General features: G+C 35.3%; 15 protein-coding genes. 7 read left to right on the top strand and 8 right to left on the bottom strand.

The features are described 5' to 3' along the window. The first annotated feature begins 5 nt into the window (after nt 1-5). The 6 genes from JC605_RS17600 (at nt 6) to JC605_RS17575 (ending at nt 11,011) form a co-directional block, all read left to right on the top strand. Nucleotides 6-1,607, top strand: coding sequence for a RagB/SusD family nutrient uptake outer membrane protein (locus tag JC605_RS17600; RefSeq protein WP_198857456.1), 1,602 nt, complete (start codon nt 6-8; stop codon nt 1,605-1,607). Nucleotide 1,608: 1 nt separating this feature from the next. Continuing rightward, nucleotides 1,609-3,246, top strand: a complete 1,638-nt coding sequence (locus JC605_RS17595) for a glycoside hydrolase (protein WP_198857455.1) — start codon at nt 1,609-1,611, stop codon at nt 3,244-3,246. 252 nt (nt 3,247-3,498) lie between these two features. Further along, nucleotides 3,499-5,082: a glycoside hydrolase gene (locus tag JC605_RS17590; protein WP_198857454.1), complete on the top strand. Its 1,584-nt coding sequence runs from the start codon at nt 3,499-3,501 to the stop codon at nt 5,080-5,082. An 82-nt stretch (nt 5,083-5,164) separates the two neighbouring features. After that, entirely contained in the window at nt 5,165-7,588 is a 2,424-nt protein-coding gene (locus JC605_RS17585; protein ID WP_198857453.1) for a sugar-binding domain-containing protein, read from the top strand. Between the two features lie 114 nt (nt 7,589-7,702). Then, the gene (locus JC605_RS17580; RefSeq protein WP_198857452.1) at nt 7,703-9,073 is read left to right on the top strand and encodes a glycoside hydrolase family 27 protein; all 1,371 of its coding nucleotides are present in this window, start codon (nt 7,703-7,705) and stop codon (nt 9,071-9,073) included. Then, on the top strand, nt 9,074-11,011 hold the full coding sequence (locus JC605_RS17575) for a family 43 glycosylhydrolase (RefSeq protein WP_198857451.1): 1,938 nt from the start codon (nt 9,074-9,076) through the stop codon (nt 11,009-11,011). Nucleotides 11,012-11,086: 75 nt separating this feature from the next. Here JC605_RS17575 and JC605_RS17570 read toward each other — a convergent pair whose 3' ends face one another. Together JC605_RS17570 and JC605_RS17565 are read right to left on the bottom strand one after the other, a co-directional pair. After that, complete coding sequence (locus JC605_RS17570; RefSeq protein ID WP_198857450.1) at nt 11,087-11,419, bottom strand: YegP family protein; 333 nt, start codon at nt 11,417-11,419, stop codon at nt 11,087-11,089. 145 nt (nt 11,420-11,564) lie between these two features. Next, on the bottom strand, nt 11,565-12,314 hold the full coding sequence (locus JC605_RS17565; RefSeq protein ID WP_198857449.1) for a DUF1349 domain-containing protein: 750 nt from the start codon (nt 12,312-12,314) through the stop codon (nt 11,565-11,567). Between the two features lie 135 nt (nt 12,315-12,449). On the opposite strand from JC605_RS17565, the gene JC605_RS17560 reads away from it, so the two are divergent. Continuing rightward, entirely contained in the window at nt 12,450-13,193 is a 744-nt protein-coding gene (locus JC605_RS17560) for a response regulator transcription factor (protein ID WP_233074152.1), read from the top strand. Nucleotides 13,194-13,270: 77 nt separating this feature from the next. Here the strand turns inward: JC605_RS17560 and JC605_RS17555 are convergent, their stop codons facing one another. The 6 genes from JC605_RS17555 to JC605_RS17530 form a co-directional block, all read right to left on the bottom strand. Next, nucleotides 13,271-13,834, bottom strand: a complete 564-nt coding sequence (locus JC605_RS17555; protein ID WP_198857447.1) for a DUF2911 domain-containing protein — start codon at nt 13,832-13,834, stop codon at nt 13,271-13,273. Nucleotides 13,835-13,943: 109 nt separating this feature from the next. After that, nucleotides 13,944-15,740: a glycoside hydrolase family 2 protein gene (locus JC605_RS17550; RefSeq protein ID WP_198857446.1), complete on the bottom strand. Its 1,797-nt coding sequence runs from the start codon at nt 15,738-15,740 to the stop codon at nt 13,944-13,946. Between the two features lie 210 nt (nt 15,741-15,950). Beyond that, on the bottom strand, nt 15,951-18,278 hold the full coding sequence (locus JC605_RS17545) for a glycoside hydrolase family 2 protein (protein ID WP_233074151.1): 2,328 nt from the start codon (nt 18,276-18,278) through the stop codon (nt 15,951-15,953). Between the two features lie 154 nt (nt 18,279-18,432). After that, the gene (locus JC605_RS17540) at nt 18,433-19,626 is read right to left on the bottom strand and encodes a glycoside hydrolase family 88 protein (RefSeq protein ID WP_198857444.1); all 1,194 of its coding nucleotides are present in this window, start codon (nt 19,624-19,626) and stop codon (nt 18,433-18,435) included. A 255-nt stretch (nt 19,627-19,881) separates the two neighbouring features. Continuing rightward, complete coding sequence (locus tag JC605_RS17535; RefSeq protein WP_198857443.1) at nt 19,882-21,402, bottom strand: RagB/SusD family nutrient uptake outer membrane protein; 1,521 nt, start codon at nt 21,400-21,402, stop codon at nt 19,882-19,884. A 12-nt stretch (nt 21,403-21,414) separates the two neighbouring features. Continuing rightward, nucleotides 21,415-24,417: a TonB-dependent receptor gene (locus tag JC605_RS17530; protein ID WP_198857442.1), complete on the bottom strand. Its 3,003-nt coding sequence runs from the start codon at nt 24,415-24,417 to the stop codon at nt 21,415-21,417. Nucleotides 24,418-24,584 lie beyond the last annotated feature (167 nt).

The raw sequence follows: 24,584 nt of genomic DNA, 5'->3' as shown, positions 1-24,584 counted from the left end.
CGATCATGAAAAAAATTATAGTATCAATCATAGCTTTCTCTTTGTTTTCAGCTTCTTGCAGTGATTTCATCGAAAAAGAACAAAGAGGAACCCAGACTTTAGAGAACTATTTTCAAACAGTACAAGAGTGTGAAAATTATACCAACGAATTAACAAAAAGGTTATTGCTTCCTAACGACTGGTGGACATTAGTAGCACCAAGAGTAACGAACGAGATGTCAACCGATGACGCTTGGATGGGAAATACCGGACAGGACAGTGGTGCGCACAGACCTGCTTCACAGTATCTAATTACTCCCGATAATATGGGAGATATGAACAGTATCTACACTGCACATTACTACACCATTCAATCGGCTAATATTGGTTTAGAGAGAATGGCTTCATCGCCACTTACAGATGCGCAGAAAAACCAATATATGGGAGAATCCTTATTCGTACGTGCTTATTGCTACTACGAATTGGTAAATCTTTTTGGAGGAGTTCCCTTGTATACAAAATCTTTAGGAACAGGAGATTTAACTTTAGAGAGAAGCTCTGCGGCAGACGTATATGCGCAAATTGAAACAGATCTTAAAGATTCGGCTGCAAAATTAGAAAACACTCCTGTCAATAAAGATGGTAGAATAAACAAATGGGCGGCTTATGCTTTATTAGCTCGTGTTTCATTGTTTCAAGAAAAATGGGCTGAAGCTAAAACATATTCAAACAAAGTAATCACTGAAGGACCTTTTGCGCTTGAGGCTGATTTCTTAAATATCTGGAATGTAAACAACCATAACGGAATTGAATCGATTTTAGAAGCACAATCTTCATCAGTTCAAAATAGAGATTTAGGTTCTGCATTACCAACTTTAGCGGGAGCAAGAGGAGAAGACAAAAAGAATTTTCCAAGTAATGATGCCGCTGATGTTTTAGACGGATGGGGATGGTGTATGCCAACGAGCGATTTAGAAAATGCTTATCTTTCTGAAAATGATGTAATTCGTCGTAGAAGCACCATTACAAAATGGGGAGAAGCTGCTTACGGAGATGAGGTTTTAAATCCAACTCATAAATTCAGTTTAAACGATAACAAATCAGGACGTATTTGCCGTAAATATTACATTCCAATTGCAACACGTCGTTCATTAGATAAAAAAGACGGTCACTTGCCATTAAATATTCCGTTGATTCGTTTAGCAGAAATGTATTTGACAAGAGCAGAAGCAAATTATCACTTAGGAGGAGATGCTTTAACAGATATCAATGTAATTAGAGCTCGTGTAAAATTAGATCCAAAAACAGGAATTTCTGGACCAACTTTATTGAAACAAATCTACAAAGAGCGTCGTTTAGAATTGGCTTTTGAAGGACTTCGTTTATTTGATATCCGTCGCGAAAAAGATCCAACAACAGGAAGACCAGTTATCGAATCTTTAATGGGACCAAACGGAACCTTTGTAAAGTATAATTTGAGTTCTACTGACCCTTATGAAACAACCAATTTGAGAGAACCGCAAGACAAAGGAATCAACTTTGACCCTTCTAAGCACTTATTATGGCCAATTCCACAATTAGAAATTGACTTAAGCGGTAATTTAATCAAACAAAATCCTGGTTATTAAGATGAGCATCTTTAAAGGAAATAAAGTAAGTCTGCTGTGTGCAGGCTTGCTTTCTGCAAGTTCGCTTTTTATGAGCTGCGATTCTGATAAATCTGATAGCTCGAGTTCAGAAAGTGGCACAGCAGCATTGAATATTAGTTTAGATATGAATCTTCAAACAATGGAAAGTTTTGGAGCTTCGGATGCTTGGCAATGTAATTTCATTGGAAAAAATTGGCCTACTGATAAAAAGAATAAAATAGCAGATTTATTATTCAGTCAAGGTGTAGATGCAGACGGAAATCCAAAAGGAATCGGTTTATCATTATGGCGTTTCAATCTTGGAGCAGGAAGTGCAGAACAAGGCGTAGCAAGTGATATTACCGACGAATGGAGAAGATCGGAATGTTTTACTACAGATGGAGTTTCGTATAATATGACAAAACAAGCGGGTCAGGTTTGGTTTATGAAAGCCGCAAGAGAACGTGGCGTAGATAAACTTTTAGCTTTTGCCAACAGTGCTCCAGTTTATTTAACTCAAAACGGAAAAGCACATGCTACAATCAAAGAATTTTACAATTTAAAAGATGGTAAAATGCCCGACTTGGCCGATTTTTGGACAACATCTTTAGATAAGCTAAAAACAGAACACGGTTTAACAATAGACTATGTGAGTCCGTTTAATGAACCGCAATACGAATGGGATGGAAGCGGGCAGGAAGGTTCTCCGGCGACAAATGCCAATATTTACAGTTTTGTCAATATTCTTTCTCCAAAATTACAAGCGAAAGGACTAGAAGCCAAGATTGTAGTTGGAGAAGCAGGAGCTTACGAACCATTATACAAGACTGTTTCAGGAAAAGAAAGCAGATCCAATCAGATTGATTACTTTTTTGCAACCAATTCTACTAAAAACATCGGCAGTTTAAGCAATGTAAAAAAGACAATTTCTGGACACAGTTATTGGCAAGCATGGCCATTAAGTGAAATGATTTCATCAAGACAAGCCGCCGCTGCGAAAATTCAGTCTGTTGGCGGAGTTAGTCTTTGGTCATCTGAATATTGCGTTTTAGAAAGTCCGGGAACTGCAGAACTTCCAGGTGGAGCTGGTTCAGGAAGAGATTTAGGAATGTCTTTGGCACTTTGGACAGCTCGTATTATTAGTACTGATATTGCCGTTGGAGGTGTAACGTCTTGGCAATGGTGGACGGCAATTAGCCGTGGCGACTACAAAGATGGTTTAATTCACGTTGATGATGGAGCAAGTAACGGAGCAGGAAATGCAGATTACTGTAAAAATGACGGTTACATTAGAGATTCAAAAACACTTTGGGCTTTAGGAAACTTTTCTTTTTTCGTAAAACCAGGAATGGTGAGAGTTCAGATTCCAAGCATCGATAATTCGACAGCATTAAATGATGTAATGCTTACAGCTTATAAAGATGCTACAAATAAAAAATTGGTAATTGTTGCGGTAAACATAAGTAAATCAGCAAAAGCTTATAAATTGAATCTTGCAGGCGGAACAGTAACAGACAACAAATTAAACCCTTACATTACTTCTGAAACAATGAGTTTGAAAAAAGGAACAGCGGTTGATGTTTCTGGTCTTGAAATTCCTGCCAGATCAGTAGTAACTTATGTTGGAACATATAAATAAGTTGCTAAGGGGCTAAGATGCTAAGATTCTAAGTTTTGAAAGATAAGTAGTATTGTGTGCAAACTTTGACAAAGTTTTAAACTTTGACAAAGTTATTAACCACAAACTTGTCATCCCGACGGAGGAGGGATCTCCACAAGTAACTCGACAAACTAATGAGGGCTTGGTTGATTTATTTACGAAGACTTCTCTTTCGGCGAAATGGCAAAAGACGATAACAAAAATTACGTCAACACGAAAAATAATAATTAAATGAGAAAAATATATATCTCGCTTTTATTGGTAACAACTTCAATGTCATTTGCACAGAGAACGGTTACTATTAGCACAGATAATGTAGTGCAAACCATGGATGGTTTTGGAGGCTCTGATGCTTGGAGAACACAGTTTGTGGGTAAAAATTGGCCTGAACAGAAAAAAAATGCCATTGCAGATTTGCTTTTTAGTAAAGAAATAGATGCACAAGGAAATCCAAAAGGAATCGGACTTTCGATCTGGCGATTTAATCTTGGCGCAGGGAGTACAGAACAAGGAGAAAACAGTAAAGTTTCTGACGAATGGAGAAGAAGCGAATGTTTTCTGAATGCTGACGGGACTTATGATTTCTCAAAACAAGAAGGACAAAGATGGTTTTTGCAGGCGGCTAAAAAACGTGGAGTAGAAAAGTTTCTTATTTTTACTAATAGTCCTCCAGTTTATATGACTAACAACGGATTATCTTTTGCATCTCAAAAGAATAAACTGAATCTAAAAGATGGTGCAATTCCAAAATTTGCCGATTTCTTAGTTCAAAGTATTCAAGGATTGGAGAAAAAAGAAGGAATCAAATTCGATTATGTTAGTCCGATTAATGAACCGCAATGGGAATGGATGCCAAAACACGGAGATACAAATAGTCAGGAAGGAACACCAGCAACCAATCAGGAAATATATGATTTGACCAAATCACTTTCAGAAAAATTGAAAGCTAAAAAAATGAGTACTGAGATTGTAATTGCAGAGGCCGCTCAAATCGATTATTTGTATGAAAATGTAAATTCAGAAAACCGTGACAATCAAATCGATTATTTCTTTGGAAATACCAAAACGAACGTGACTAAGTTTTCAAACGTAAAAAATGTAATTCTCGGGCACAGTTATTTTACAACATGGCCAGTTGAAAGACAGGTTTTAAGCCGAAAATTAATTGCTAAAGAAGTCAAGCAAAAACCGGGATTAAAATACTGGCAATCGGAATACTGTATTTTAGAAAACCCAGGAGAAGCTGAAATCCCTGGCGGTTCTGGTGGCGGAAGAGATTTAGGAATGCAGACCGCTTTGTTCGTTGCTCGTTTAATTCATAATGATATTGCGGTTGCCAACGCAGCTTCTTGGCAATGGTGGACATCAATAACAAGAGTAGATTACAAGGATGGTTTAATTTATTTAGACGATGGAAAAAGTAACGGCGGAACTGCTCCAGATTATGTAAGAAATGATGGAGAATTTCACGATTCAAAACTGCTTTGGGCTTTAGGAAATTATTCGCTTTTTGTTCGTCCAGGGATGTTGAGAGTTGATATTCCAAACCAAAACGAATTAGACAAAGCAAATGATGTAATGCTAACGGCTTACAAAGATATTCAAAGCAAAAAGCTGATTGTAGTGGCAGTAAACTGCGGAAAATCGGCGCAAGAATACAAATTTGATTTATCAAAAGGAACTTTAAAAAATAACGAGTTCACACCTTACGTAACTTCTGATACATCAAATCTAAAAAGAGCCGAAGTTCAGAAAAATGGAAATCTAGAAATTCCTGCAAGATCTGTAGTGACGTTTGTTGGAGAGTTGCAATAAACTTGAAACAAAAAAAATAATTAAATAAACAAAAGAAGCTTAGACTCTCAGAATCTTAGCATCTTAGAACCTTAAAAAAAAAATGATTACAAAGAAAACCTTAATCCCCGTATTACTCTTTTCGTGTCTATCTGCAAGCAGTCAAATATCGTTTGGAGATTCTAAGAAAATAAATGACAACTGGAAATTCAATCTTCAGGAAACTCCAGAAGCAAAAAATAATGTATTTGATGATAGTAAATGGCAACAAGTAAATGTACCGCACGACTGGAGCGTAAAAGGCCAGTTGAGTCCAACATTAGCAAGTTGCACAGGTTATTTGCCTGGTGGAATTGCTTGGTATAGAAAATCAATTAATATTCCGCAAACCAAATCTGGAGAAAAAGTTTATTTGTATTTTGAAGGAGTTTATAATAGAAGCGAAGTTTTCATCAACGGACATTCTTTAGGAAAACGTCCAAACGGATATATTTCTTTTGCTTATGATGCAACAGAGTTTGTGAAATTTGGTGGAGAAAATACAATTTCGGTTCGTGTAGACCACAGCCAAAGCGCCGACTCAAGATGGTACACTGGATCTGGAATTTATAGAAATGTGTGGTTGGTTTATGCCAATCCGGTTCATATTACACAATGGGGCGTTTACGCTTATCCAGAGGTTAAAAAAGGAGCAGGAACTTTGAATGTTGAGGTTGATGTAGAGAACGGATCTTCATCAAAATCTGCTTTAACTGTTGTAAATGAATTATTTTCAAAAGACGGAAAATCGGTCGCAAAATCATCTTCAAAAGTTGATCTCGCTGCAAAACAAAACGGGAAAATTTCAACAAAATTAAATGTCAAAAATCCGCAATTATGGGACTTAGACAATCCTAATTTATATGAACTGAGAACAACAGTTTTAAAAGACGGAAAAGAAATTGATAAAACAGTAACACAAACAGGTTTCAGAAACTTCACATTCGATCCAAACAATGGTTTTGCCCTTAACGGAAAATGGATGAAAATGAAAGGAGTCTGTTTGCACCACGATGCTGGAGTTTTAGGATCTGCAGTTCCAAGAGAAGTTTGGAAAACGAGATTAAAAACGCTGAAAGAAATTGGTGTAAATGCCATTCGCACAAGCCACAATCCGCAAGCGCCAGATTTCTATGAACTTTGTGACGAACTAGGATTGTTGGTTTTAAACGAAGCGTATGACGAATGGGAATTTCCAAAACGTAAATGGTTAGAAGGCTGGAACTACGGAACACCAGGATTTGAAGGCTCATTTGATATTTTTGCAGATTATGCCGAAAAAGATCTTGAAGATTTTGTACGTCGTGACAGAAATCATCTTTCTGTATTTGCATGGAGTATTGGTAACGAAGTAGATTATCCAAACGATCCGTATTCTCACCCAGTTTTAGATAAAGGAAAAGACGGTTTTGGGCAAGCAGCTTACGGTGGTTATAAACCAGATGCGCCAGATGCCATGAGACTTGGAGCAATTGCAAAACGTTTGGTCGCTGCAGTAAAAAAATACGACAAATCAAGACCGACAACTGCTGGTTTGGCTGGAGTTGCCATGTCTAACGAAACAGAATATCCAGGAGCTTTAGATATTACAGGATATAATTATACCGAAAGCAAGTACAAATCAGATCACGAAAAGTATCCAAAAAGAGTGATTTATGGAAGTGAAAATGTTCATGATATGGAACCTTGGTTGGCAGTAAAAAACAATAAGTTTATTTTCGGTCAATTTCTTTGGACAGGAATCGATTATTTGGGAGAATCAGGAAGATGGCCTTCAAGAGGATTTTATTCTGGTTTAGTTGATTTTGCTGGAGTTATCAAACCCCGTGGTTATTTCCGTCAATCATTATGGTCAGATCAACCAATGGCATATTTAGGAACTTATCCTTTGACAAACGAAAAAGACATTTCTAAAGATGCTTGGGCAATTTGGAATTATGAAAACGGACAAAAAATTCGTGTGGTTTGTTATACCAATGCTGCAAAAGCGCGTTTAGAATTAAACGGAAAAGTAGTGGGAGAAACTAAATTGTATGACGAAAAAACCGGAATTATCTATTGGGATATTCCGTTTGCTTCAGGAAAATTAGAAGCAGTTGGTTTAGATAAAAACGATAAAGAAGTAAGCCGTTTCGCCATTAATTCAACACAACAGCCAGTTGAATTAACAATTGCTGATAAAGACATTACAATTAGCAAAGACAAAGGCGTAGCGAAAATTATGGTTCAGGTAAAAGACCAAAACGGCCTTCCGGTAATGCTTTCAGACAATGAAGTTACTTGTACAATTAACGGTGCGGCAACTTTGTTAGGATTAGAAGCAGGAAATAACAGCGACATGACTGATTACACAGATAATGTACAGCGTGTATTTCACGGACATATTGCAGCATATATTCAGGCAAATGGAGATTCTACAGCGCCTATAAAAGTTAAATTTACAAGCCAGTGGTTAAAGCCTGTTGAGGTTACTATTAATGTGAAATAAAGTATCAATCTAAAAACCTAACAAGTTTTTAAAAACCTGTTAGGTTTTCTTTACGTTGGTAACAATAAAATTTCATTATATTTAAAGTGTAAAAACCACACATAACCAAACACAATGAAAATTACAAACTTACTTACAGTAACAATAGGAGCTTTTTTTCTATCTGTTACAACTAACGCTCAAAACAAAACGTTTCAAAAAGAAGAATTCAAACAATGGGCTCAAACTCCGCCAATGGGCTGGAATAGCTGGGATTGTTACGGACCAACAGTTGAAGAGCATGAGGTAAAAGCCAACGCCGATTATATGGCAAAAGAGTTGAAGAAATTCGGTTGGGAATACATCGTAGTCGATATCAGATGGTTTGTTGAAAATGATAAAGCAGGAGGATACAACCAAACAGATCCACGTTACGTAATGGATCAGTACGGAAGATATTTGCCAGCTGTTAACCGTTTTCCTTCAGCAAAAGATGGACAAGGTTTTAAGCCTTTGGCAGATTATATTCATAAAAAAGGATTAAAATTCGGAATCCATATTATGCGTGGCATTCCTAAAAAAGCAGTCGAAGATAAACTGCCAATTAAAGGAGCAAACGGAATCACTGCAGACCAAGTTTATTCTACAGCATTACAATGCGAATGGCTGAGAGACAATTATACTGTTGTAGCAGACAAACCAGGAGCACAAGAATATTATGATTCTATTTTCGAATTGTACGCGCAATGGGGAGTAGATTTTATAAAAATAGATGATCTATCAAGACCGTATCACGAAGGCGAAATCAACTTAATAAGAAACGCAATCGACAAATGCGGACGTAAAATTGTTTTAAGTACATCGCCTGGAGAAACACCAATCAAAGCAGCACCTCACGTAACTACACATGCTAATATGTGGCGTATGGTTGATGATGTTTGGGATACATGGCCTCATATTACGCATTTAATGGATGTAGCTCAAAAATGGTATCCGCACATTGCGCCGGGAACATGGCCAGATTGCGATATGATTCCGCTAGGGCGTATTTCAATTAGAGGAGAAAGAGGTGAAGACCGTATGACGCGTTTGACAAAAGACGAACAATATACTTTGATTACATTTTTTAATATTTTCAAATCGCCATTGTTTTTTGGAGGAGATTTGCCAAGTAATGACGCTTTTACATTGTCATTATTGACGAATAAAGAAGTCGTAAAAATGCACAATCAAAGTACTGATGTAAAACAGCTTTTTCAAAAAGACGGAAAAATTGCTGTCACTTCAAAAAATCCAAAAGATGGCAGTGTTTATCTGGCTTTATTTAATATTTCTGATAACGGTTCGCAAAAAGTTGCAGTAAACCTTTCTGATTTAGGAATTTCTGGTTCGGCTGAAGTTTTGAATATGTGGACAGGCGAAAAATCAAAAACTACATCAAATGAAATTGGAACTGACTTAAAACCTCATAGTTCTATTTTATATCAATTAAAAAGTAAAAAATAAATGAAAAGAATATTTTTTTGTCTGATATCATTACTAAGCCTTTCGACTTCTATACAAGCCCAGAATTCAGCAAAAGGAGTTCCGCCCGTTATTGCCGAAAAAGATTTAACAGCTTATTTATTTGTTTATTTTATAGGGAATAAAGTCGAAGAAGAAGCAGTTAATTATGCTGTAAGCAGTGACGGATATCATTATTACGCGCTTAACAATAATAAACCAATTTTAGACAGTAAAGCGATCAGTTCGACAGGAGGAGTTCGCGATCCGCATATCTTACGCGGAGACGATGGCAAAACATTTTACATGGTTCTAACCGATATGACTTCTTCAAAAGGTTGGGACAGCAACCGTGCAATGGTTTTATTAAAAAGTACTGATTTAGTAAATTGGAAAAGCAGTATTGTCAATATCCAAACTACATTTCCAGGAAATGAAAACTTAAAACGTGTTTGGGCGCCGCAAACTATTTACGATGCAAAGGCTGGAAAATACATGATTTACTTTAGTATGCAACATGCTGGAGGTCCAGATAAAATTTATTACGCTTACGCGAATAAAGATTTTACTGCCTTAGAAAGTGAGCCAAAATTATTGTTTGTTCCAAAGTCAGGAAACGCTTGTATTGATGGTGATATCATTGAAAAAGATGGAGAATATCACCTTTTTTATAAAACAGAAACCAATACGCCTGGAATCAAAGTGGCAGTTACAAAAGATTTGACTTCTGGAAAATGGGTTGAAAATGATAATTATCTGCAACAGACAAAAGATGGAGTAGAAGGTTCGAGCGTTTTTAAACTGAATAATTCAGATGAGTATATTTTGATGTACGATGTGTACACTAAAGGAAGATATCAATTCACAAAAACGAAAGACCTAGAGAATTTCAGTGTAATTGATAATGATATTTCAATGGATTTTAATCCGCGTCATGGAACTATTTTACCGATAACTCGTTCTGAATTAAAAAGAATTACTGATAAATGGGGAACACCTGCAAAACTTGCAAAAGTAAATCATAACCCAGTTTTGGAAGGCTATTATGCAGATCCTGAAATTTTGTATTCTAACAAAACAAAAAAATATTACATCTATCCAACAAGTGACGGATTTGATGGCTGGTCTGGATATTATTTCAAAACCTTTTCTTCAGATAATTTAGTGGATTGGAAAGATGAGGGGATTATTTTAGATCTAAAAAAAGATGTTCCGTGGGGAAATAGAAATGCTTGGGCGCCTTGTATTGTTGAGAAAAAGATAAAAGGAAAGTATAAATATTTCTACTATTTCACAGCTGCGCAAAAAGTTGGAGTTGCCGTTTCTGACAATCCAACAGGACCTTTTAAAGACAGCGGAAAAGCCATCGTTGCTACAAGACCAGAAGGAATACACGACGGACAAGAAATTGATCCAGATGTTTTCACCGATCCTAAAACAGGAAAAAGCTATTTGTATTGGGGAAATATGTATATGGGAGTGGCTGAGTTAAATCCTGATATGGTTTCTTTAAAACCCGGAACGCAGAAAGTGATTGCTGTAAATCCTTCATTTCGTGAGGGAACTTATGTAATTTACAGAAACGGAAAATACTATTTCTTTTGGAGCGAAGACGATACGAGAAGTCCGAAATACAAAGTGAGATACGGAATTTCAAATTCTCCGACTGGACCGCTTGAAATTCCAGAAAACAATATCGTAATTCAAGGAAAACCGGAAGAAGGCATTTATGCAACCGGACACAATTCAGTTTTACAAATTCCAAATAGAGACGAATGGTATATTACGTATCATAGATTCTCTTATCCAACCGGAATAAAAATGGGAGACGCAGGAGGTTTTCATCGCGAAGTCTGCATCGATAAATTAGAATTTAATGCAGATGGAACCATCAAAGAAGTTGTTCCAACTCATGCTGGAATTGAGGCTTTGAAGAAGTAATTTCAAAATTTAATTTTCAATAAAAAAGCTGTTTCTAAATTAATAGAAACAGCTTTTATCTTTTATAAATATGTCTTAAGCCGTTTGATCATCAATAGTAGCTTCAGGAGCATTTTTCTTTACAGATTCAATTCCGTTTTCTCTAGCAGCTACACTTTCGTACATTTCGCTAGAACCAATAATCTGACCGTTTCCAGCTTTTAAATTGAAATAAGGTTTTCCGTTTTTAGCTTCTTTTCTGTCGTAACGATTATCGTCAGCTGCGTTATTTTTTACAGATTCAATTCCATTATTGCATGCCGCTTTTGTTGTGTAGCCTTCGCTTGTTAAAATAGTCTGGCCATTACCAGCTTTTAAATTGAATTGAAACTCACCGTTGGTTCTAGTAGTGATTACAAATTTTCCCATGTAGTTTATTTTTAAAGTTAGGTAATATTAATTTTGCTTTAGATAAAAATACAAAACTTAGTAATATAAATCATACGTCAATTTGAAAAAATAATTACTTTAATGATAACAATTTGTTTTTATTGAAGAACTTAAAATAGCAAACTTAGATTCCTAAACGAAAATCAGAAACACTTTTTTCTTCCAGATTAATTTCCTCAAAAATACTTTGAGTTCCTTTATCTACAGGACATTGAGTGCTAATTCCCATCCAGATTTCTTTTGGGTAGTTGTTTTTATACAAACGAACCATCTGCCAGTTCTTTTTATCTAACGAATAATAACTTGCAACCGTTTTAGTGTCAGAAGAGATTTTCATGTAAACAGAAGGCTGTTTTACCACATCATGATTGTTATCATCAGAAGTTGTCATAGTGCGAACCGTTACAATTCTGTGATTGCCTCTTTCGTCTTGCTCAAAACAAAATTTTTGATAGAAACTGTCATTGACATAAATATATAAAACACCAGCATTATACAAACCTTTTTCTGTAAACTCAGGCGTAACTTTTGCGGTAAGCGTAAAAGGTTTTGTATTGTCTACTTTAGATAAAAGCATTGGCGCGCTAGTATTAGACAATTTTCCGTCTGGATCAGAAAAGTAATCTGATTTTTCACCAGCTTTAAAAATTACTTTTTCATTTGCTTCAGTCTTAATTAGCGAGTCAGCACCATTTACTGCTTTTGTAAAATGGATAGAAGATAATTTGATATCACAAGGCGAACCATTTACAAATGCAGAATCTGTTTTTGTTTCTTCTTTCATTGTTGTTTTTGCAGTTTCGTTTTTAGTATTGCAGCTCGTTAAAGCCGAAAGGCTAAGGATAATAATAGCATTGTAAAAAAATGTTTTCATAGATTATTTTTTTGGGATAGAAAGTAATATTTTTAATTTTCCAAAAATAGAATTGCTTCACAAAAGGGGCAATACGTAAAATTAACCAATTATACTTTCTAAATGCCACAGAATTCTTCGATCGAAAACCAATTAATGACTACATTTTTAGAACAAAAATTTGAAATTGGAGAATCTAATGATATCGAAATGTATAAACAATTCGTCATCAATTATGTCAAAATAGAACAATGTGTAGCTGTTTTATCCGATTATCAATCCGACAAAAGTTATATCTATGCAGGTAGTTTCGGTTCGATTTTTGGACTTCCAGACGAAAATTCTGAAATCGATTCTGCTTTTGAAGAATGTATTTTCACTAAAATCAATTCAGAAGATTTGGTGGAACGTCATGTTTTGGAACTCAATTTTTATCAGTTTTTAAAAGAGATTCCGAGAGAAGAATATAGCAATTACAGCACTTTGAGCCGTCTTAGAATGAAAGATTCTATCGATAAAATTACCTATATAAATCATCGAACGATTTATTTAAACACGTTTAATAACGGAAGTATTTCGCTTGCATTATGCTTGTATCTGCCATCAACAGATTTGCAGCCTCGTACAGGAATTGAAGGAAAGATTTTTAATATTAGAACAGGCCAAGTAATTGAATCTGAAAAGTATAAAAACAATACTGAAAATATACTTTCAAAGAGAGAAATAGAAGTTTTGACCAGCGTTGCAAAAGGAAACAAAAGCGAACAAATTGCAGCCGAAATGCACATTTCGGTTTATACTGTAAGACGACACAGACAGAATATTATCGAAAAATTGAAAGTAACCAATACAGCAGAAGCAGTTCAGACTGCTTTTGTAATGGGAATTATTTCGCTGTAAAAATTTTATTTAAGAAGCTATAAACAAAAAAAGAGACATCTTGCAATGTCTCTCTTGTATTTAAAATATTCGATTTGTTATTTAATCGTAATAGGTAATTCAACCGTTGTTTTATCCCAGCCAATAACTAAATTAGCAATATTACCTTGAGCTGTAAATGCAATAGATAAAGCTTCAATAGTTTCGCTTACAGATTTAACAGGAACAGAAACTCTCACTACATCTTTGCTTTCGTCATAAGCATAACTACCCCATAAATCTAATTCTTTATTGATAATGATAGTCCATTTGTCTTTTTCAGGAATAGCAAATAAACTATAGTATCCTGCAGGAACTTTTTTACCGCCAATAGTTACCTCTTTGTAGAATTTGATTTCTGTATTTTCGTTAGCACCAACTCTCCAAACTTCACCAAATTTTACAACATCGCCAAAAATAGTTCTTCCTTTTGCAGTAGGTCTTGCATAAAGAACTTTGATAACCGGATTTGGATTATCTGTTTTTTTGAACTTAACTGCTTTGTTTGGGAAATAAGAAATATCAACAGGACTATTGTCTAATGGAGCAAATTTCACCACATCTTGAGCCTGAACTGTAAAGGCAGCAAATAGCGTAACTGCCAGTAAATAAAATTTTTTCATAGGATTACAATTTTTTAGAATAACTACAAAGTAAGTTAATAATGAAGAAAAATCATATAATTTACAGTCTGTTTTTTGTTAATGAATTGGTAATAGACCATATAACTTATTATTCTTTTTTCTTCTTATCGTACCAATTCTGCATAATATAAAATGCTTTCTTCTTTTCGCCGTCATTCGAAATTAAACCTTTTCGATTGTAACCGTCCTGAATTCCTGGAAGCAATCTTTTTGGAGATCTGAAATCAACCAGAATCCAAGGGCTTGTTCCGCTGAGGTGTGGAATCTTTTCAATCATTTTTAAATTCTGAATGTATAAATATTCCTGATATTCTTCTGTCCAGCGTTCATTTTTTTCTCCGTGTAAACCAGCTTTAGCATCGCCTCCAAATTCAGAAACAACAATAGGTTTATTGTATTTAGATTTCCAAACTATTTTTTCAGCATCTTCGAGATTTCCGCCGTACCAGCCCAAATACTGGTTGAAAGCCACAACATCTAAAACTTCACCAATTGGATCGTCAATCGTTTCTTTTTTGGTCAATAAAGCCGCACTGATTAATCTTGTGTTGTCTAATGATCTAGTGTGTGAAGCTAAATTTTTAATGAATGTATTTCTGGCATCCGAAATTGGCGTTTCATTTGCCATTGACCAAATAATAATGCTAGCTCTATTTTTATCTCTAATGATAGAAGCCGTTAATTGATCTTCGGCATTTTGATAGGTATTTTTATTTGTAAATTCTACTGTCCAATACACCGGAATTTCTTCCCAAACCATTATTCCCATTTTATCGGCTTCGCGAATAATATTTTCGTTGTGCGGATAATGCGCCAAACGAACATAATTGCAACCTAATTCTTTTGCCCAATTTAACAAACGCAAGGCATCTTCGGGAGAATTAGCACGTCCGCCTTTTGCATTTTCTTCATGAATAGAAATACCGCGCAAAAAGATTGGTTTTCCGTTTAGCAAAATTTTATCTTCTTTGGTTTCGATAGTTCTAAAACCAATTTGATCTTTTAATTTTTGTCCGTTAAAATCAATTGTTACGTCGTACAATTTCGGATTTTCAGGAGACCAGTACGAGATTTTTTTAGCAGGAATTTCGAAGTTTAAAATTCCCTGAGCATTTGCTTTTTCTTTAAAATTGATTTTCAATTCTGGAATCGAAATCGAAACACTGTTTTGTGAAGCCTGTAAATTATTGATTTTGATAAAACCAGAAATAACATTTGCATTGCCTTTTTTCAGTTGAATAGTATAATCTTCTACAAAAGAAGCTTCTTCTTCAATTAAAGTTACATCGCGCGTTATTCCGCCATAATTCCACCAATCAGTATTCACCGTTGGAACATCTTCTTTATGACGCGTATTGTCCACTTTTATAACGAGATAATTGTCTTTTGGCTGTACAATAGAAGTGACTTCGTAATTAAATGGAGTAAAACCGCCTTCGTGCGTTCCTAGTTTTTTTCCATTTAAATATACATCAGCTTTATAATTGATAGCTCCCAAATACAAAAACAAACGCTTTTTAGCTGCTAGATTATAATCGAAAGACTTTTTAAACCAAACATTTCCTTCATAATATTTAAGTTCTGTAACCTGCGAATTCCAATCGCCTGGAATATTGATTGTAGGCGATTTATCAAAATCATATTCTACTAATTCCTGTTTGTTTTGAGCATGATAATTTGTAAAAAAAGCTCCTTTTGCTGGCTTTTCACTTTTGTCATATTGGTCAAGGTGAAAACTGTAAAAACCTGTTTGGTATGGATCTATAATATAATTCCAAACTCCGTTTAAAGAGGTGGTATTTCGGTTTGGTACATTCGAGATTAGATTTTGCGCAGACGCCAAAACGGAAGAGGTTAGGAGTAGTGCGGTTAATAGTTTTTTCATTTTTTGTATTAATTTGTTTTGTAATTGTATTTTTTTGGAATGAATGCTTTATTTATAGCCACAGATTATAAGGATTAAAATGATTTTGTTTCACGCAGATGTAAAAAGATTTAAGCAGATCAAAATTAAATCTGCTAAATCTGTAAAATCTGCGTGAAACAAAAAAACTTAGAATCTTAGTAGCTTAGCATCTTAGCATCTTAGCAACTTTTATTCAACCGGAATCTTCAAATATTCGCCTTTAAAACTTTGGTTCAAAGCCGTCATTTCGATCGGATTGCCAGAACCATCTGGAATAACTTCGATAGACGCTTTTCCATTTGCCATTCTGATGGATTCGCTTCCAGTTGGCGTTCCTTGATTTTTTAATGTTTTTCCTCCTTTTAAACATTGAAAATAAACACTTGCTTCATAATCCAAACAACGTAAATTATTATTATCAATAGCGATTGCAGTTACCAAATAATTTCCGTTTTTTAGTTTTTCTGATGACAATTGCAAAGAAACTGCCGTATCATTTTTATTGAAACGATAATTCACTTTTAGCGTATCAGAAACTGTTTTTCCATCTTTTGTTTTTCCAATAGCAATTAAAACATTTTCGCCTTTTGTAAAATTGACATCCCAAGTTAAACCATTTGCAGGATAAAGAGCAAGATTTCGCTGTTTTTCTCCTAATGATTTTCCATTATGAGACAAAGTTACCTTATCGCAGTTGCTGAAAATGCTAATTGTTCGTGGTGTATTTTCAGGACCTTGACGTTCTGTCCAAGTATGCGATTCTATGTAAGCAAAAGGTTCTTTTGCCCAATAACTTTTAAAAACGTAATACGCATCTTTTGGAATTCCGTTTCTATCTGTAAGTCCTTTTTGATTCATATATGGAATATCATCTTCCGGACGTAACGGCGTTGCAAAATCCTTAAATGCCCATTGAACATTTCCCACAAACGTTGGATCATTCTCGGATATATGCAAATGCCAGTCAAACAAATCAACTATATAATTTTCGCTCCAATCGCCAATTTGAGCAATGTTTGCCACTTTGGTCTGAACAATGGCTTCTTCCCAACCTTCAGCTTTTATGATATTTTCTCCTGTTACAGGATTTTCGCTGTGACGGCCAACATGGCTGTCTCCGCCATATTCGGCATGAATAAAATGCTTGTATTCTTTTTTGTAAACATCAATTGCTTTCTGATAGCTTTTGTAGCTTCCAGAATACCAGCCTGACCAAATCGAAGGAGAGAATACATCTACAATATGCGAACCTTCATAATATTTTCTAATAGCCGTTTTTCTTGTTGGATCTAGATGGTGTGCAATATCATTTAATTCGGTTAAAAATGCATTTGTTTTTTCTGCATTATCTCCGTCAGGAAAATCAGGAAGCCAGTTAATTTCATTTCCTAAAGACCAGATAATAATACTTGGGTGATTATAATTCTGATTGATGATTTCCGACAACATATTTTTGGTGTTAGTTTTCCAAGCATCATTTCCAATTCCGCCACGGCACCAAGGCAATTCATCCCAAACCAATAAACCTAATTCGTCGCAAGCTTTATAAACTTCTGGATCTTGCGGATAATGTGCTAAACGTACAAAATTGGCTCCCATTTCTTTTATCGATTTCATATCTGCCCAATGTTGTTCGTTTGTCATTGCAGCACCAACTCCAGCTTGTTCTTCATGACGATGCGTTCCGCGAATTAACAGACGTTTTCCGTTAAGGTAAAAAGGCCCATGATCTTTAAACTCAAACCATCTAAAGCCTACTTTCTCTGAAACACTGTCTTTAATTTGATTTTTTTCTGATAAAACAGCAGAAAGTCTGTATAAATTAGGTTTTTCAGTATCCCAAAGTTCTGGATTTTTGATGTTTTCGAAAGTGATAGTCGAAGTTTTATCTGAAACCAAAACTGTTTTACTAGCTACTTTTTTTCCTTTCGGATTTTTTAAAGTTACTGTCAATGATAAATCTTTTGAATTATCAGGATTTACAAAAGAAGAAACAATTTGCACTGAAGCTTTTTTAGCAGAAACTTCAGGAGTGGTAATTTTTATATTTTCTATATGATTTTTATATTTTGAAACCAGCCAAACATCGCGCGTGATGCCTCCATAAATAAAAAAATCGCTTTTTTGAGACGGAATAACCTCGATATCGTAACTATTATCTACGCGAACAAAAATATCGTTGTTTCCTTCTTTAATTAATTTCGTAACATCGATAGAAAAACCAATATAACCGCCAATATGAGAACCCGCTTCTTTGCCGTTTACATAGACTTTAGTCGTTACGTTTGATCCTTCAAAATACAAGGAATAAACCTGATTTTGATCGATTTTAGAGATGTTGAGTTTCTTTTGATACCAACTTGCATCGCGGCGGTAACCAGGCATTAAATCGGTTGCATCTTCAGCATTCCAAGTATGAGGTAAATTTAGAGAAACCCAATTGGAAGCTTTTTGTGCTTCGTTGAGATTTGGAGTATGATTTTCTAAATAAAGCCAATTGTCATTGATGTTTCTCATTGTCTGAGCAAAACTGCTCAGACAAATTTGAAACAAAACAAAAAGCGCAAAAATTGAAAAAGTTTTATTCGGTTTATTCATAGTTACAAAGGTTCATAGTTACAAAGGTTCAAAGGTTTTTCTGGCTCAAGGGTTCAAAGATTCAAAACCTTTGTTACTTTGAACCTTTGAGACTTTGCCTCTTTATTAATGCTTCCAAGAAATAATAATCGGCGTAAATTATTGGTTCATCAATTTCGTCGTGTTTTGGCCAGTTTCCGGTGCTGTGATCAAATAAGAAAGGCGCTTTAATTTGAGTATCCAAAATATATTTATCCGTTTGTACTGAAGCCATTACTTTATCGGCGAAAGCCAAATAACTTTTATTTTTGGTATAAGTATACAATTCGTATAACCCTGATGCCATAACCATTGCTGCAGAAACGTCACGGGGAGCATTAGGAATACTTGGATCTTTAAAATCCCAATACGGAATTCCGTCTTCTGGAAGGTTTTTATTCGTCATAAAAAACTTTGCAGTCGCTTCGGCCTGTTTTAAATAAGCAGGATCTTTTGTGTAGCGGTAAGACATAGTAAATCCGTAAACTGCCCAAGCTTGACCGCGTGCCCAAACCGAATCGTCGTTGTAACCTTGAAGCGTTGTTTTCTTTCTAACTTCGCCTGTTGTTGGGTTATAATCGATAACGTGATAACAGCTGTTATCTTCTCTAAACTGATTTTTTAAAGTTGTATTGGCATGTTGAATGGCAACATCTCGGTATTTTGGATTTCCTGATATTTTAGACGCTTCAAAAAGCAATTCTAAATTCATCATATTATCGATGATTACAGGATAATCCCAGATTTCTTTGTTGAAATCCCACGAACGAATCGATCCCACTTTTGGATTAAATCTTGTGCATAAAGTTTCTGCGCCTTTTACAATTACCGCTTTGTATTCTTTTTTGTTTTCCACTTTCAGCGCTTCTCCAAAACTGCAAAACACTTTAAAACCTACATCATGCGAATTACTATTGACACTTTCCTTTTTGCTGAAAGGAGTCCATTTTTGAGCTTGTTCTTTGTATTTTGAATCGCCTGTTAATCGGTACAATTGCCAGAGATTTCCAGCAAAAAAACCACTTGTCCAATCTCTAGACGGGACTTTACGAATTTCAAGCGTTTTGGTATTCATACTTCTTGGCATTGACATTGAATCGACCGGATAATCTAATAGCATTTTATAACGCGTTTCCAGTTTTTCAGTCGTTGCTGAAGTAGTTTTTGTTTGAGAATTAATCCCAGATTTGCATGCTGTTACCAGCGATGCAAACCCAAGAATTAAAGAAATGAAACTGACATTCTTCATAGTAAATATTTTGTAATCTTGATTTTTAGACTCGGATTGTACGGATTCGCTATCGCGAAGACATTGGTTTGCACGGATTTTTTTCTCTCGCAGATTTAGCAGATTTGGCTGATTTTTTACTTCACACAGATTTTTTAATTTAATCTGCTAAATCTGTAAGATCTGCGGGAAACCAATTATAAGTTAAGCAATAAAAAAATCCGTTTTATTCGTGTTTTTGCGATAGCAAACCAGTTTCATCCGCGTTCCATACTATTAATAACCAGGATTATTTGGTTTTAAATTCGGATTAATAGCCAATTCTGTTCCAGGCAATGGCCATAAATAATCTCGGTTTGGATCAAAATTAGCATGTGGTTCTAAACCATTTGGTCCAAATACTTCTGGTCCGATTTTTAATCTTTTTATATCATACCATCTTATATATTCAAAAGCCAATTCTAATCTTCTTTCGTCAATAACCATTTTTCTAAAATCGGTTTGAGAAAGTCCTGGAGTTACATTTGCTGGAAAAGAAACCAATTTCCCTGCTTTGTTTCTTGCTCTGGCACGAACTCGGTTTACATAACCATCAGCTTCTGTTGTTCCTGGATTAATTTCGTTTAAGGCTTCAGCAGCAGTCAATAAAACTTCAGCAAAACGCATTGTGATGTAATTGTGTTGTGAAGTTCTTCCGTTTGCACCAGCTTTTCCAGGAAAACGGAAATACTTTGCAATATGCGGACGAGGCGCTTTTTCGTTATCACTTGAAGGATAAACTTGCAATGATCCGCCTGGACCGGTTTTCTTTCTGATAATCGTATCAAAACTTACGGCTCTTCTATAATCTCTCTGATCCCAAGTATTGAACACTTTTAAAGATGGAACTGCAACCGAAAAACCTTGTCCGTAGCTGTAACTGTCATCTTTTAAAGATCCTGTAAAAAACGCCGTATAATCTTGACCGTAATTTCCTGATGTTAAGTTATTAAAATCAATTGTAAAAAGTGGCTCTTTTAATGAAGCTGTTTTTGTAGCGTTGAATAAATCCTGAAAATCGGCATCTAAACCTAAACCAAATTTAGCTTCGTTTGTAATTACATATTTCGCTTCGTCATACGCTTTTTGGAAATTTCCTAAAGTCAAGTAAACAGAAGCTAAATATCCTGCAGCAGTACCTTTTCCGGGAACGGCTTTTACTTTTGGTTTATCATCTAGCCACTGTTTTGCAAACTCTAAATCGGCAATGATTTTTGGATAAACATCTGCTTCTTTTGTTTTACTTAAAGAATTTACTTGCGATACATCATTGACAACAAAATCTACGTACGGGATATCTCCAAAAAGTCGAACCAAATGATAATAAGCAAAAGCTCTTGCAAAATAAGCCTGAGCCACAATAGCATTAACTTTTGCAGGATCTCCAGGTGTTTTTTTAGCACCTGCAATAGCCTGATTGGCAGCTGTAATAATCACATAAGATTGTGGCCAAAAATTTGCAACAAGGGCGTTTGTATCGTTCATAGACATGTCATTCACATCGATACGTGCTGCTTGAGTTGTTCTATCGCCAATATCGGCCATATCATCACGAAGCATAAGGGCAATTGTAAATTCTCTTCCCCAATAATTGTTGTGGGCAATATTAGCGAAAGCTCCATTTACAGCAGCCTGTAAATCGTCTGTATTATTGAAAAAGTTTTCTGGACGAATAATTCCTACTGGTTTTTCTTCTAGATCAGAACAGCTAAAAAAAGCAAGTGTTCCAAAGCAAAGAAGAGCTATATATTTTTTCATAGTTGTATTAGATTAAAATTTTAAATTGAATCCTGCTGTAAACGTTCTTACGTTTGGATATCCTCCGTAATCCAATCCTAAATAAGTATTACTTCTAGAGTTAGAGTCGTTTAAGTAATTTGTTTCAGGATCTGTTCCTGGATAATTGGTAATTGTCCAAATGTTTTGCGCACTGATGTAAAAACGAACTTTGCTTAATCCCATTTTTGAAACTACTTTTTCATCTAAACTATATCCAATAGAAATGTTTTTCAAACGGATATAACTTCCATCATAAACAAATCTTGAAGTAATTCTTTTTGTTCTAGCGGCATTTGCAGGAACATTTGTATCCGTATGAGTTGGTGTCCAAGCATCTAAAACTTCAGTTGTAGCATTATTGTTTCCAGAAGCCAACTCCATTAAAGTATAGTTTAAGATTTGACCTCCTTGCGAGCCTTGAAAGAAGATATTTAAATCAAGATTTTTGTATGTAAAATCGTTGTTGAATCCGAAGATGAAATCTGGATTTGGATTTCCGATAATTGTTTTATCCTGAGAATCTAACTTTCCGTCGCCATTTACATCTCTAAATTTTTCACCACCTGCAACAGTTTCAAAGTTTCCTGGCAGAACTGCTTCTCCTTGTTGAATTACACCATCATAAACAAATCCGAAGAAAGAACCAACAGGTTGTCCAACTCTTAAAATTTGAGATTCAGTTGCTAAGAAGTGTCCTGGAGCAGAATTGATTAAAAGATCTTTGTTGTCTGCTAATTTCAACACTTTATTTTTATTCGAAGAAATATTAAAATTTGTAGACCAAGTAAAATCTGCACCAATAAAGTTTCTGGTATTAATTCCTAATTCCCATCCTTTATTTTCTAATTCTCCTACGTTTTGAAGCTGAGAAGCAATTCCTGAAACTCCTGGAAGCGGTCTGTTGAATAACAAATCTTTAGTGATTGTTTTATAATAATCTGCTGTAATGCTGATTCGGTTATCAAATAAACCTAAATCAATTCCGTAATCCTGCTGATATGAAGTTTCCCATTTCAAGTTCGGATTATCCAAAGAAGTTAACTGAACTGCATTTGTAATTACATCGCCGCTCACATAATAAATTTCAGAGAATCTAGAAAGAGTAGAGTAAGCACCAATTGAAGGGTTTCCTGTTGCTCCGTAACTTGCTCTTAATTTTAAATTTGAAACCGTTTTATTGTCTTTCAGAAAGTTTTCTTTACTAATGTTCCATCCAATTGCTCCAGAAGGAAAAGTTCCGTACTTGTAGTTTTTACTAAAGCTAGAAGAGCCATCTCGTCTTGCGGTAAAGGTTAGTAAATATTTGTCTGCATAATCAAAATTCAACCTTCCGAAAGCAGAAATCAATTCTGTTTCAGATAAACCAGAATCAGGTTTTAAGAAAACAGTTCCAGCGCCTAAGTTTCTATACGAATTCGTATTTGTCAAAAAGCCTCTTGAAGCGGCATACGAATTTTCGTTTTTATTTTTTTGGTATGAATATCCTCCAAGAACCGTTAGTATTCCTTTGTCGATAATTTCACGTTTGAAAGTCAGATAATTCTCTGTCAAGAAAGAAGAAAATCTAGTGTTATTGACAGAAGCTTCTCCCTTGATATTTTTTCCAGCAATTAAAGTAGAAGGAATAAATCTTCCTGTTTGCGAATTATTATCGGTTAAACCTAAAGTCGTTTTAAAATCAAGATCTTTAGTAATTTGATATTGAGCGAAGAAATTGCTTCGGTTTACGATAGAAACAGTTTCTAAAATATTTTCCATTGCAGTTGCGTACGGATTGTCGATATCGTCTCCAATTGGAGCAGTAGTCGTGTAAGTTCCGTCTGCATTGTAAATTCCTTTATCTGGCATAAAACGGTAAGCAGACGCAATTACACCCGCAGCACCCGTTCCTCCAGCACCTGTCTGGCTTACAATTCCTTCTTTGTTCTGTTTGCTTGTAAACGTGTTTAACCCCACTTTAAATTTAGGAGATAAATCGGCTTCAAGATTAGCCACAATAGTATATTTATCAATTCCAGAATTAATTACAACTCCATTTTGGTTAAAATAAGTTCCCGAAACATAATATCTCACATTATCAGATCCGCCTGAGAAAGATAATTGCGTGTTCGAAATCATTCCTTCGCGATAAATAACATCTTGCCAATCTGTATTTGCAGGACCTTGCGTATGCGTAGTAAAACTTTTCCTGTAAGCTGCAAACTGATCAGCGTTCAATAAATGCAATTTGTTGTTTACAGATTGAATAGAAGTCGAGTTGCTAAACTCAATTACAGGTTTTCCTGCTTTTCCTTTTTTGGTTGTTACCATGATAACTCCATTTGATCCTCGAGATCCATAAATTGCTGTTGCCGAAGCATCTTTTAAAACTTCGATAGAGGCAATATCTTGAGGTGCTGGCATAGAAACACCTGCAAAACCATCAACAACAATTAAAGCGTCTCCACTTGCATTGATTGAAGTTCCTCCACGAACTCTGATTTTTGTTGGAGCTCCAGGTTCGCCACCATTATTAGACATTACCGAAACACCCGCAGCACGGCCTTGTAAAGCTTGTTCTGCATTTAAAACAGGATAAGCCGTCAACTCTTTTGCTGTTACAGAAGATACAGATCCTGTAATATCACTCTTTTTACGTGTACCATAACCAACAACAATAACCTCGTCAAGGGCTTTTGTATCTGGTTTTAAACTTACATTGATAACATTTTTGGTTCCAACCGGAACTTCAACAGTTTGAAATCCGACGAAATTAAAAACTAAAACAGCATTTTTCTCTCCTACAATTACAGTATAATTTCCGTCCATATCGGCAGAAGCGCCAACAGAGGAATTTTTAATATAGACATTGGCACCAGGAAGCCCGAGCAAATCTTCGCTGGAAGTAATTTTTCCAGTTACTTTTCGTTCCTGTGCGTGCATCACGATATTTACCAGTAAAAAAGATACCAGTAAACACCATTTAAACGATTTGTTTTTGTGGTTTGTAAACATTCATTTTTTGGTTTTAAGGTTAATAAGTTAGATAAAGTAGAAAAGCAATAAACTCATTCCGATTATGATAATGACAAACAAAATTTGGAGTAAAAGGAAGCTTGTTTTTTTGATTTTCATATCGCAAATGTAGAAGCCAAAAAAGAAATAGAAATACAAAAAAGGGT

This window comes from Flavobacterium sp. IB48 (genome assembly GCF_016405855.1).
GTDB lineage: Bacteria > Bacteroidota > Bacteroidia > Flavobacteriales > Flavobacteriaceae > Flavobacterium > Flavobacterium ginsengisoli.
The sequence above is the reverse complement of the archived record's forward strand: the minus strand, read 5'-3'. Positions and strand labels throughout refer to the sequence as shown.